The organism is Ectobacillus sp. OTK, from assembly GCF_059698935.1.
Genome location: NZ_AP048547.1, coordinates 1,279,146 through 1,291,260 on the forward strand (window position 1 = coordinate 1,279,146; position 12,115 = coordinate 1,291,260).

Annotated in this window: 11 protein-coding genes; 6 read left to right on the forward strand and 5 right to left on the reverse strand. The window is 36.1% G+C overall.

Features of this window, described 5'->3' with window-relative positions; genetic code table 11:
• Positions 1-7 precede the first annotated feature (7 nt).
• Both rfbG and AC6HZ4_RS06290 read left to right on the forward strand, forming a co-directional pair.
• A complete protein-coding gene (gene rfbG, locus AC6HZ4_RS06285) occupies positions 8-1,108 on the forward strand; it encodes a CDP-glucose 4,6-dehydratase (protein WP_497494128.1) in 1,101 nt (366 codons plus the stop codon).
• Complete coding sequence (locus AC6HZ4_RS06290; RefSeq protein ID WP_497494130.1) at positions 1,105-1,989, forward strand: NAD-dependent epimerase/dehydratase family protein; 885 nt, start codon at positions 1,105-1,107, stop codon at positions 1,987-1,989. Before rfbG ends, AC6HZ4_RS06290 begins: the two co-directional genes overlap by 4 nt.
• Positions 1,990-2,621: 632 nt before the next feature.
• On the opposite strand, the gene AC6HZ4_RS06295 is transcribed toward AC6HZ4_RS06290, so the two are convergent.
• Positions 2,622-3,461, reverse strand: coding sequence for a sulfotransferase family protein (locus AC6HZ4_RS06295; RefSeq protein ID WP_497494131.1), 840 nt, complete (start codon positions 3,459-3,461; stop codon positions 2,622-2,624).
• 762 nt (positions 3,462-4,223) lie between these two features.
• Here AC6HZ4_RS06295 and AC6HZ4_RS06300 point away from each other — a divergent pair.
• Positions 4,224-6,911, forward strand: coding sequence for a glycosyltransferase (locus AC6HZ4_RS06300; protein WP_497494132.1), 2,688 nt, complete (start codon positions 4,224-4,226; stop codon positions 6,909-6,911).
• A gap of 370 nt (positions 6,912-7,281) precedes the next feature.
• On the opposite strand, the gene AC6HZ4_RS06305 is transcribed toward AC6HZ4_RS06300, so the two are convergent.
• From AC6HZ4_RS06305 to AC6HZ4_RS06315, 3 genes are all read right to left on the reverse strand, one after another.
• Positions 7,282-8,268: a CgeB family protein gene (locus AC6HZ4_RS06305; protein ID WP_497495617.1), complete on the reverse strand. Its 987-nt coding sequence runs from the start codon at positions 8,266-8,268 to the stop codon at positions 7,282-7,284.
• 22 nt (positions 8,269-8,290) lie between these two features.
• The gene (locus AC6HZ4_RS06310) at positions 8,291-8,533 is read right to left on the reverse strand and encodes a CGEA protein (protein ID WP_497494133.1); all 243 of its coding nucleotides are present in this window, start codon (positions 8,531-8,533) and stop codon (positions 8,291-8,293) included.
• A gap of 721 nt (positions 8,534-9,254) precedes the next feature.
• Entirely contained in the window at positions 9,255-9,794 is a 540-nt protein-coding gene (locus AC6HZ4_RS06315; RefSeq protein ID WP_497494134.1) for a hypothetical protein, read from the reverse strand.
• 255 nt (positions 9,795-10,049) lie between these two features.
• On the opposite strand from AC6HZ4_RS06315, the gene AC6HZ4_RS06320 reads away from it, so the two are divergent.
• On the forward strand, positions 10,050-10,814 hold the full coding sequence (locus AC6HZ4_RS06320) for a CotO family spore coat protein (protein WP_497494135.1): 765 nt from the start codon (positions 10,050-10,052) through the stop codon (positions 10,812-10,814).
• A gap of 51 nt (positions 10,815-10,865) precedes the next feature.
• Here the strand turns inward: AC6HZ4_RS06320 and AC6HZ4_RS06325 are convergent, their stop codons facing one another.
• A complete protein-coding gene (locus tag AC6HZ4_RS06325) occupies positions 10,866-11,366 on the reverse strand; it encodes a CotY/CotZ family spore coat protein (RefSeq protein ID WP_497494136.1) in 501 nt (166 codons plus the stop codon).
• A 122-nt stretch (positions 11,367-11,488) separates the two neighbouring features.
• Here AC6HZ4_RS06325 and AC6HZ4_RS06330 point away from each other — a divergent pair, with 122 nt between their 5' ends.
• Positions 11,489-11,848, forward strand: coding sequence for a DUF1360 domain-containing protein (locus AC6HZ4_RS06330; protein WP_497494137.1), 360 nt, complete (start codon positions 11,489-11,491; stop codon positions 11,846-11,848).
• Between the two features lie 73 nt (positions 11,849-11,921).
• Positions 11,922-12,104, forward strand: coding sequence for a cytochrome C oxidase subunit III (locus AC6HZ4_RS06335; RefSeq protein WP_497494138.1), 183 nt, complete (start codon positions 11,922-11,924; stop codon positions 12,102-12,104).
• The last annotated feature ends 11 nt before the right edge of the window (positions 12,105-12,115 follow it).

A 12,115-nucleotide genomic window follows, 5' to 3' on the forward strand; every position in this document is an offset into this window, starting at 1 on the left:
TACCATTATGATTGACCCAATGTTTTGGAGAGGGAAAAAAGTTTTTGTCACCGGTCATACTGGATTTAAAGGTTCATGGCTCTGTTTATGGCTTTGTTCTTTAGGTGCTAAAGTAACTGGATATTCATTAGCTCCTCCAACTAATCCAAGTCTTTTTGAATTATGTAATATTAGTAAATATATCAATTCTGTTATTGGTGATATAAGAGACAGACTGAAGTTACAAACTACACTGTTTAACGCAGACCCTGATATTGTCATTCATATGGCTGCACAGCCGCTTGTTCGAGAATCATATCGAGATCCTATTAAAACGTATGAAATCAATGTGTTAGGAACTGCATATCTTTTGGAAGCAATAAGGATACTTAATGAAAAGAAAGGAAGGGTAAAAGCAGTCGTCAATGTAACTTCTGATAAGTGTTACGAAAATCAAGAATGGCCATGGGGGTATCGAGAAAATGAAAGGCTGGGGGGGTACGATCCTTATTCCAACAGTAAGGCTTGTTCGGAGTTGATCACTTCTTGCTATCTTAACTCCTTCTTTAATGCTGGCACTTATCATGAGCATGGTGTAGGAGTTGCAACTGTTAGAGCTGGAAACGTAATTGGCGGCGGGGATTGGGCATTAGAACGTTTAATTCCAGACTGTTTAGATGCTCTTCAAAAGGGAAACAAAATTAAACTTAGAAACCCGCACGCTATTAGACCATGGCAGCATGTATTAGAGCCTTTAAGCGGCTATCTTTTATTAGCTCAACAGCTCTACAGTAATGGGAAAAAATACGCGGGTGCATGGAATTTTGGGCCAGACGATAATGATTGTAAGTCTGTAGAATGGATTACTAAAAACTTATGTAATAAATGGGGGAATAATGCTTCCTATGAGTTCGTTCAAGGAGTTCACCCGCATGAAGCACATTATTTAAAATTAGATTGCTCTAAGGCAAAGGCAGAATTAGGATGGTATCCGAGATGGGGGATAGATCAGGCAATAGATAGAATTTTAGAGTGGATCAAGGAGTACAAATCAAATAATGATGTAAGGGAAATTAGTTTAAAGCAGATTGAGGAATATCAAAAAACAAAATCTAAGGGTATATCATGAAAATACTATTAACAGGCGGAACAGGATTTCTAGGAAGCCATATTATAAAAGCGCTTCTAGAAGAAGGTCATGAAATCATTTTATTAAAACGATCCCACTCTAATACTTCAAGGATATTAGAAGTGTTGCCAAGCATTCAGACTTATAATATAGATATATGTTCAATTGAGAAACCTTTTATTGATCATAAAAAAATTGATGCAGTTATCCATACTGCTACAAGTTATGGAAGAAACGGCGAGTCGTTTTCGGAAATATTGAAATCAAATGTTTTATTTCCTCTTAAATTGCTAGAGGCTGCATCTTCGTATAACACGAACATATTTATTAATACAGATACTACTGCCAGCAAAGATTTAAACTTCTATGCCTTATCAAAATTTCAATTTATAGAATTAAGCAAGCATTTAGTTGCTCTAAAAAAGATTCGCTTTATTAACGTGAAACTGGAACATATATATGGACCTGGTGATGATGCTTCAAAATTCCCAATATATATTATCAAGAGTTGTTTAAAGAATGTACCTGAGCTAAGACTTACAAAAGGGGAACAAAAAAGAGATTTTATTTATATTGATGATGTGGTCTCTGCTTTTTCCCTTATATTGAGCAATGAAATTCAAGGGTTAGAGTTTTATAAGGAATATGAGGTTGGAAGTGGTACAGCAATCTCCATTCGACAGTTTGTGGAATTGATACATCAAATTACACAGTCAAGAACAACTTTAAACTTTGGAGTAATACCTTACCGGAAAAACGAAATAATGGAATCAAAAGCTGATATAAGCAGGTTAAAAGAAATAGGTTGGTTATGCAAAACAGATTTAGAAGCGGGAATAAAAACTATATTGAAGGAGGATGCAGACATCTTTAGAAAATAATTGTAGAGTAAGACTTCACAAAATTATGGAGAACCTGGATTTTTCACAATTTCAACGACAATGAATTTCTTGATTATAAACGGTTAAGTAGTTGCTTGGGTAGGATAAATTCCTGCTTTTTTCTTTTCTTGTAACCGGTAAGAAGTTCCTTTGATATTAAACGTAATCTCATGGTGTAAGCGCTGATACTAAAGGAGAAAGCGCTTTGCATTTCCCCTCTCTTGTATTTTCCTTTCTTCTTTCTGTGTTCTTATTGGTTTAATGCCAACACCGAAAAGAGACATTTCATCTGATTCTTTGAATGCCCTTTATATAAGTTTTTGCCAAGGTGGGGCTCTGTTTTAATGTTCCAAACCATCCCTCTGAGCATGTATTTCGCGAAGAGTACTGTTGTTAGTCTGATAGATATGTTTGTGAATGAGGATTTGGCAAGTTGGCAGCGCTAATAATAGTCCGTCATTCTTCCTATGTTAGGTCAGCGTCTATCATAGGGGGGAAGAAAGGCGGCTTTTTTATGTGCATGTTCTGCAGAAGATAGGTTTTGCAATAACTCTAGCTCATGACAACTCATACATATAGAATAGAGTAATATTTTAATTATTCCCGAAGCAGCAATAGGTAGAACGGAATTACTATTTTTCCCTGTGCAAGAATAGCGAATAATACAATTTGTCAACTATGTTATTAAATTGCATTGAAGGGGATTCTATAGCTTTTAGTAATTGAGAGTAGAATATTTTTGTTTCTTTTAGTACACCATCAGTATTCATTAATTGATCAATACTGGAATAACTGTGCCGCAATTCTTGATCAATAAACTCATTTAAGTCATTAAATACTTGGTCTGTATTTTGAGGCCATGGTATGTTTAGCTTACTTGATATTTTTTTTAGTGTAGCCTCCGTTTCATTTAATAAAGAGTCATAATGGACAATGATTCTAGTTTCGTATTTTGTCCAAAATAGTGAAGATAGTGTGTATAAGTTCCATAATCGGAATGATTTTTCTTTAGAGAATTGATTTCTTTTTTCTAAAGATAGGTAAACGTCAAGTGGATTTCTGATACAGATGACAAAAAGAGGTCTGATATTTAAGTCTTTTAAAATTTCTATCCATAAAGGGACTAGCAGGGACGTCCTAGGGTCCTTCCACATCCATAAATCATAATCACCAAAGTTTTTTTGTACAATTTCTATAAGTCTATTTCGAAATGTAAGCATTTCAGCTTTTTTCCACCATCCGTATGGTAAAGGTTGTGTAGAATCCCAAGTTTTAGAATATAACTGCAGGATTTGATCGTGGATATCAACGATTTCATTATTTTCCCAATAGCCTTTTGGATTATCAAAACCTGGCTTCATAAGCTTATCAGTTTCTCCTAAATTTACCCCGAGTATATTAAGAGCTCTAGTAATTGCTGATGTGCCGCTTCTATGCATGCCTAAAACACATACCACTTTCTTATGGGTCATTTTTTTAATCCTTCCTAATTATATTTATATAGTTACTATTAGTTTATTCATGGTAATTGATTATTGTATATTCTAGCGTCGTGCTCAAATAAAATTGTTATAGATAGCTTACTCTCGCTGTATGAGTTTGAGGAACCGTATTATTTTACATGGATTCAATTCTCAGCAAAAAAGCATTCGTAATTTGAAATAATACCATTATCGGCAGTGATTTTTCTGTGATGACATAATTGACTCAACTAGGGCTGTTATAAGTGATTACAGCCTGTTCTTTAGCAATGATTTACTCTTATTTACAAAATGCATAATTTGCTAAGAAGTTTAATAATCTGTAGAGTGAAATATTCTTATTATGATTGAATCCCTATTTGGAATTGCTAAGGCATTGAGAAACAGGATGAAAAGAATATATCGATGAGATATAAAAATTATACGATAGTATACAGATCAATAGCACCTATTGCAGCCATTATTTTTGCCATTCCTGTTCTATTCCTAAATAAATGTCTTAAATCCTTTGTTACTTGCTTATCACAATTGCTGTTGCTAATTCAGTCAAGAAAAGAATAGAGTAATTTGGCATGTCAAATTACGCTTCATACAGTTAAGTTCTTGTGAAGGGTTAAAAGAGGAATTTTTCTTTTATAGTGAAAGGCGGAAGGAAGGCATTCAAAGATACTGCAATTAACCAAACTGTTTGTTAATTGTAATATCTTTGTACCGCTTCTTTTTATTATTAGGAGAAAGGGGGACATACAGATTATGAATTTAGAAGGCCTACACTTTAGTGGAAAAGAGAAGATAGCAATACAAGGGCTGTTTTCGAATATATCAAATACCTTCACATATGAATTTTGGGTGAAACCCAATGCCAGAATTCACGCACCTTTTCAAACAACATCTCAAGTTTCGGGCCATAAGGGGCAATCTTGGGTAATTGGGGCAGGACATGGAGGAATGGATGGCAACGAGGCAGGCACTGGCGTATCAGTAGGAATAAACGGAATCGCAGTTTTTGAACATTGCCATAATTACTTTCCAGCGACATTGGTGTACCATACTAGAATAACAGATTGGACCCACGTTGCTGTTGTATTTGACAATAAAACCCCTAATCTTTATATAAATGGTGTATTTGTAAAAAGGGGGTTAACAAGTCAAAAAGAGAATATTTTTCCATCAGGCGTGTTTGGCGTTTTGGAGCCGTATGGCCACTTTATTGGCTGGTTAGATGACATAAGAATTTGGGATTGTGCAAGATCGAAACATGAAATTCTCATAAACATGGATAAAGAATTAATTGGAAATGAACCTGGATTAGTTGGGAATTTGAAAGTAAAGAATGGAAAGCTAATCAAAAGAGGAAAAATGTTTGGGACTATTCCAAGTGAAGTGAAAGTTCCCGAGAATAATGATCCAAGTGAAGTGAAAGTTCCCGAGAATAATGATCCAAGTGAAGTGAAAGTTCCCGAGAATAATGATCCAAGTGAAGTCAGAGTTCCCGAGAATAATGATCCAAGTGAAGTGAGAGTTCTCGAGAATAATGATCCAGTATTAGTTTCAATTATCATTCCTGTCTTTAATAAGTGGGAATACACATATGCCTGTTTAAAGTCCATATATGCAAATACAAATGGGATTAGTTATGAACTTATTATTGCCGACGATATGTCTACTGATAAAACAAAAGAAATAGACAAATTTTTTAATAATATTATTGTGATTAGAGATGGGGAAAATAAAGGCTTTATTAAAAATTGCAATAATGCAGCAGGTTACGCAAAAGGTAAATATTTATTGTTTTTAAATAATGATACAGAAGTACAACAGGATTGGCTGAAGCATCTTGTTGAGTTAATAGAGAGTGATGAAAGCATTGGAATGGTTGGGGCGAAATTAATTTATCCTAATGGAAAACTTCAGGAAGCAGGAAGTATGGTTTTTAATGATGGTTCGTGTTATGGATATGGAAGAGAGGATGATCCATTTAAACCCGAATATTCTTATGTTCGGGAGGTGCATTATTGTTCTGGTGCATGCATTTTAGTAGAAAGAGAATTATTTAATAAGGTAGATAGGTTTGATGAACAATTTTATCCAGCGTATTATGAAGAAGTAGATTTATCTATGAAAATTAGAGAATTAGGATATAAAGTAATGTTTCAACCTGCATCTAAAGTGATTCATCATGAGTTTGGAAGCTCAACGTCTGCTAAAGCGATAGAAATACAGAAGAAAAATCAAGAAAAGTTTCAAAAAAAATGGCAAACACAAATTCAATTCTATTATTCACCTAGTGAAGAAAATCGTCTTTTTGCAAGGGAATATAGTCGAAATAACCTTAAAATCTTAGTAGTAGATGACCGTATTCCTGCACTGGAACTTGGGTCGGGTTTTCCGAGAACTTTCTCCATTTTGCAATCCCTTGCTGAACTTGGTTTTCAAGTAACATTTTTCCCTCTTCAAATTCCCGAAAAGAAAGAGCCCTATACGAGTCTATTGCAACAAAAGGGAATAGAAGTGCTATATAATTTTGTACAAAGAAAAATAAATTTTTCTAGCTTTTATGCAGAAAGAAAAGATTTCTATGATGTTATTTGGATAAGCCGGCCTCATAACATGAATGAAATATACAATATGATTAAATTAATCAATAAAAATCAGACAATCATATATGATGCTGAAGCATTGTATTCCAAGCGGAGAATTCTTGAATTAGAATTGCAGGGAAGAGTATTATCAGATCAAGAAAAAAATAAGATGATTCGAGAGGAAATGGATTTAATAGATAAAGCAGATATAGTTGTAACTGTGTCCAATCTTGAAAAAAAAGTGATTAGTAATGATATTAAGAAACCTATAGCAGTGATAGGGCATGCTGTAAATTTAAATGTAACGCCTACCCCTTTTGAACAACGGAAAGATATTTTATTTGTAGGGGGATTTCTTTCCTCTCCTTCACCTAATGAGGATGCCATAAATTATTTTGTTAAAGAAATTTATCCAGCAATTTATGAGAAGCTTGGTGCAAAGCTTTGGATTGTCGGAACTAATCACTTGAGATCTATTCAAAAATTATCTTCAAGTCAGATTGAAGTTACTGGAAAGGTTGATAACTTGTGGGACTACTATAATAAAAGCAGAGTTTTTGTTATACCTACAAGATATGCTGCAGGAATCCCTCTAAAAGCTTTTGAGACATTTTCACATGGTTTACCTGCTGTAGTCACTCCTTTAATAGCAAAGCAGTTGGGTGTAAATGAAGATGTAGCATTAATAGGTGAGAGTTCAGAAGATTTCGCAAACAAAGTCATCAAATGTTATAGTGATATTGATACTTGGAGTAAACTTAGGGAAAATGGATTAAATTATGTAAAAGTAGAAGGTTCTCAAAATACATTAAAGAAGAAATTAATAGAACTAAAAGATATAATTAGTAACTTGAGTTGAGTGAATTCAATAATATATTTTTCTGCAAAGTCAGAAATGGGAGTACTCTATGCCTGAACTTGTACTTCTTCTGTTTTTCGGAAGGCCCTAGGATCTTCCGAAAAACAGCTAAGTTCATTCACGTGACAATAGACGTAGGAGAACTGGACAATGGTCAAGTACCGATGAATTGCTTTCAGGCTACGAACGCGGCAGCAGTCGTAGCTGAGGTCGGTTCATGGGACAAATACCACTCGCTAGATAGATGATTGGATCAGCTATTTTTCTTTTTAAGTTTTCTATTCCTTTTATAACTTTAGCGTCACAAAATTCGATATATTACTCGAAATGAGTATTTTTAATGGATATTGAGATTTTATTTCTCCAGCAATTATGTTTGTGAATCATTCAGGTTTTGGGATTGAATAATATTAATTATTTCTTTAATTCTATGGTGAAATGTATGCTTTTCTGCTGCCTTTCGAGCCTTTTGGGCAATTATCCGTCTTTGTTCTTCATTATTCATATAGAAAACTACTTTCTGTAAGCAATCTTCATAGTCTTGGTAGGATATCATTTCTTCTTCGGTAAAGATAGAATGAAGATCAGGTTTTTCCTCTATTAGTTGAAAGGCTTCACATGCTGCAATATCAAATGTTCGGTTATTAATACTTTCGTTAACAACTCTACGCGTATTTTGATTGTACATAAAATTGTGACTTCGATGAGGATTTAATACGATGCTGGCCCCGTTGTAATAATAAGCAACTTCCTGCGGCTCAATCCATGTATCCTTAATAATAACTCTGTGGTTGTTTCTCCATTTTTTCTGCAGTCTATTATACCAGCCTTTTCCAATTAGTGTGATTTGATATTTAGTATTTTCTAAAAGAAAATGGATAAGATTCACCCTTGTAGGGTATGGGTATCCTACAAGAAGCAAATCGCTTTTGTATACATTTTTCACAGGCAGGGGCTTAAAAATAGCAGGGTTTGTTCCTAACGGTACATGATGAGCGTTTGGGTGAACGGATTGATAGTGCTGTAGAGCGCCGTTATCAATTGTAAAGACATAATCAAAGCTCTTAATCATCTCTATAGTCTTATCGATATAAAAAGGATCTTCAGTCATCCAGCATGCCAGGCTAATGCCGCTTTCTTTTAAATATTGAATGGCTTGCGGGGAAAGATGGTCGCCTGTCAATGTCAGAGCGACCTTTGGTTGAAAAGCAGCCACGATAGATTTTAATTTTCCTATGTGTTCTGTTGGATGAAAGTGGGTCCATTCATAATGCTGGCTGCTTAGCTCGGCTGTAATGCTTTGATCCAGGTAATCGTAAATGCCTAGGTAGCCGGAAGAAATATATAATAGTTTCAACATCAATTGGAACTGTCACTTCCTAATTCGTAGCTGTATCAACTGGAATCATAACGCTTTCGATATTGTCACAGTCAATGTGGATAATATTCGTAGTAACCGGAGAGAGCCCTACTTCCTCTTCCAATGTAACCAAGCAATTTATTGGATCAATGTCTATAAATCTGGCTGGTCCATAAACAAAGCCTGATTGACCTACAACTGTGATAATAATCCCTCGCGTTAAGTTAAACAGAATGCTGCATACGCTTCCTTCACATGCCATGGATAAATATCCCTCCTGTCAATTAATTAAGTTAGTATATAAAAACTAACAATACACTATATGTTAGTAGCTGTACTTCGGTGCAAGTATAATCTAGTGAAAAAACCCTTTTTATCCTAATTTAAATGTATTCTCTTTGGCTGATGCTAGATAATACATGCGATTTACAAGATGTTCTATTATCTCTTTAGCACCTTATGCTATTGTCTCTATTTTTTTATAAAAGGCTGCATACACTGCTAGATGATAAAACTTTATTTAGGAAACCATACAGTGATAGTGTTTGCTTTGTATGAATATATTTACCATAATAGTTTCAATTATTCTTACTAGCTACAACAACCCTTTTTAGTAGGCAAAGCAATTGAAAGTATACCAGGCCAATCTGTAGATGAGCGGGAACTATTTATTAAAAAGAGAGCCGATTCTACCATATCTTAAGAGCATCCTTGAATAGAGATATGAATTTTCCAATACGTTATTTCGTTGGAAAATCTGCCGTAGTGCAAAATATTTGTGTCTCATTCATTTGCTTATTATTGGTTTCTTATAGAAAAGGAGAGATAAATATTTATAGTAATTGAAAGTGGCTCAACACCGCCAATTAGTTACTGACTGACCTGTAACATAGGATGGGAGTATAAAATGATTATCTTGGATAAGTTGTAAAATATGAAAACGTGCGAGGACAAACTTCCTCCACACGTTTGTTATTTAAGAATTAAGCAATTTGAATTACTTGCAATGAAGCGAATTGAACTGACGCAGTTACTCCTGGATTTCCTGCAACAAGCAATTCAATCTGGATGAGTCTAGGAGCAGTTGTAACAACTCGGATAACAGGGCTGGTCAATACTTCCGCAATAGTAATAGCCGCAGCAGCGACATCTTTATTTTCTCTAAATCTAGATTGCGAACCAGGGATAACAGTGCCCTGATCTAGCAATCGTGCAGTGACATCTATAGCTGTAGTTGCTTCAGCGGTAGCGGGAAGAACGGCCTCAACTGTCACGCTGTAGTCAATTTCGTATACTCCAGGTTCTAGAATAATTAATCCTACGATTGCAGGAGCCACACCTTGAGGAGCCGTTCTGTTTATTGGACCGACTCCAGTAAAAGTTACGATATTCGGTGCTGGTGCTGCTCCTGTACCTACGACAAGCGGTTGTCTTCCTGTGTCCCTGAATAGGTGCCCGTATGCTGGAATTTTTGGAGGGAAGTTAGGTGGAAATGCAGGAGGACATTTGAAAAAATCAGACATATGTTTTCATCTCCTTAAGATTTTTACAATATATTTAATGCAGGAACTTGCTAATGTGATATGGATAAGCCCCCAGATTTTAAAAAACAATTTATTTTTTTTGCAAATATCCACAATTTAATACCACTCTAAATGAGATATGTTTGAGTGTTCTCTTGTTACAGAATAAAGCAGCAAAAAATAAATAAGCAAATTTATAGGTTTCTTGAATATACTCTCAGTATAAAAGTCTTAGAGAAACGGAGGAGACAAGGGGTGAAGAAAAAGCAGAAGAACAGCAAGCAAGTACCGTTGCTATATATTGCACAGCCTACATTTCAAGAAGGAAAGCATGTCATGCAAAATACATTTGTTATTAAGCCGGGCAGAAAAAAAGAAAAAAATGAAATAGTTCAACAAACAGATACATCAGCGGAATTAGTAGGAAATTGGCAGGAGCCGCCAGATGAAGAGGATAACTATGCAGTTGAGCCGCAAATAGAGACGTATGCTGCGGCAACTGAAGCCAAACAATTAGAGGAGTTTGTTGAGGAATCTAAGCTAGAGGAGAAAGAAGGACAGGATAGTATAGCTGTACTATCGGTGGAAGCTGTAGAGGGGCAGGAAAATGAAGTTGCACTTCAGTTAGAGGAAACAGAGGAGCAGGAAAATGGAGCCGCGCTTCAGTTAGAGGAAACAGAGGAGCAGGAAAATGGAGCCGCACTTCAGTTAGAGGAAACAGAGGAGCAAGAAGATACATCGGCAGGCGAGGATGTAGAGCAGGCGAAGGATGAAGAAGAGCGGAATTGGAGGGGAAGGCCCTTTAGGGAGATGAGTAATGATGAAAAGGTACAGTATTTATTAAATCGTCCACATTATATTCCACAGGTTAGATGCTATATAAGAACAAAAATGGGATCCCATATAGGATATATTACAGCTTATGAGGATGGAGTTGTTTCAGTTAAATCGCCTAGAAAGCTGTTTGATATGCTTATCAACATAGAGGACATCTTACTCATTCAAATGATTGGGCAGTAAATATGTAAAAGGTGGTAGTAGCCTACCACCTCATGTTTTTTTAGTTTACATTTATACACCAGCAATATTTACATCTGGTAAGCATTGGACAGCACAGAAGCAATCTAAATCGATGGTAATACAAGAGTTTGTAGCAACTAGGGTACTTCCTGCAGTGAATACGTCACAGAATTCTACAGGTTCATTAGGAAAAGGTGTGGTTGTGCTTGCAGTTCTTATAGCTAGTGGCCGTAGTACTGCGCAGCGATGGTCTACACTTTCTACCCGGAAGACTTCAGAAGTTTGGCAAAAAAATGAAGTTCCTCCTGCGATTGGCAAAAAGAAGTTTGCTGAAAAGTTTTCGCAGCATCCTTTTTGTTTGAGAGCAACGGGGCGAGTGTTTGCTATCGGCATGGCAGGGTTTGCTCCAAGGAAAGGCATTTCGCAGGATGTAGGACATCCAGAAGAAGCAGGGCCTGTTGCACAATCTTGTAGTTCATTAATAAATTTTAGTATATCAGCTACGCAGTTGGAGTCATGATCATGATGATGGTGTCTATCATTGCAGCTCATTGATTTCACTCCTTATAATTGAGTTTTGGTTTACAGTAATAAGATATTGATTTGGGGTACGTTCGGTTACTGCATGAACGCCGATTTTTTAGAAATGGGCATATGGTGGAGGGGGCGGAAGGATGCTTTTAAACAATTGGTTTTTGCTTGTCTTGTTTTCATTTGCTTCGTTTCGGTTAACGAGATTAATTGTTTACGATAAAATTACAAAATTTCTGCGAGCTCCTTTTATTGAGGAGCTGGAGGTATTGGAGGAAGACGGCTCTCTTGTTACGTACACAAAAATAAAAGGAAGCGGCCTGCAAAAATGGATCGGGGAGCTGCTTAGCTGTTATTGGTGTACGGGTGTATGGATGACAGCTTTTTTATTGCTTTTGTATTATTGGATGCCAAAGCTTGCCGAACCGCTCGTGTTTTTGCTGGGCATCGCCGGTATAGCAGCTGTGATTGAAACAGTTGTCAGCAAGTTGATAGAGGAATAAAATAGGTGAACTAGAGCCGGTGTGTATTCATATACTGAATAGAATACAACTTAAAAGACGAGGAGGAGATGCTATGAATAACGGTTCTGGTTTCAATCAATGGCAATATTATCAAATGCAGCAGCAAGCAATGCAACAGCAGCAAGCAATGCAGCAGCAGCAAGCAATGCAGCAGCAAGGCTACACAAAGAAAAAAGGCTGCGGCTGCGGTAAGAAGAAGCAATCTTCGCAGCAAGGATACCAGGAAAACGAGTAAAGCAGAGCTGC

Excerpts from the sequence above, each read along its gene's own strand:
- rfbG (WP_497494128.1), top strand. The coding sequence starts at position 8 with ATGATTGACCCAATGTTTTGGAGAGGGAAAAAAGTTTTTGTCACCGGT.
- AC6HZ4_RS06290 (WP_497494130.1), top strand. The coding sequence starts at position 1,105 with ATGAAAATACTATTAACAGGCGGAACAGGATTTCTAGGAAGCCATATT.
- AC6HZ4_RS06295 (WP_497494131.1), bottom strand. The coding sequence starts at position 3,461 with ATGACCCATAAGAAAGTGGTATGTGTTTTAGGCATGCATAGAAGCGGC.
- AC6HZ4_RS06300 (WP_497494132.1), top strand. The coding sequence starts at position 4,224 with ATGAATTTAGAAGGCCTACACTTTAGTGGAAAAGAGAAGATAGCAATA.
- AC6HZ4_RS06310 (WP_497494133.1), bottom strand. The coding sequence starts at position 8,533 with ATGGCATGTGAAGGAAGCGTATGCAGCATTCTGTTTAACTTAACGCGA.
- AC6HZ4_RS06315 (WP_497494134.1), bottom strand. The coding sequence starts at position 9,794 with ATGTCTGATTTTTTCAAATGTCCTCCTGCATTTCCACCTAACTTCCCT.
- AC6HZ4_RS06325 (WP_497494136.1), bottom strand. The coding sequence starts at position 11,366 with ATGAGCTGCAATGATAGACACCATCATCATGATCATGACTCCAACTGC.
- AC6HZ4_RS06330 (WP_497494137.1), top strand. The coding sequence starts at position 11,489 with ATGCTTTTAAACAATTGGTTTTTGCTTGTCTTGTTTTCATTTGCTTCG.
- AC6HZ4_RS06335 (WP_497494138.1), top strand. The coding sequence starts at position 11,922 with ATGAATAACGGTTCTGGTTTCAATCAATGGCAATATTATCAAATGCAG.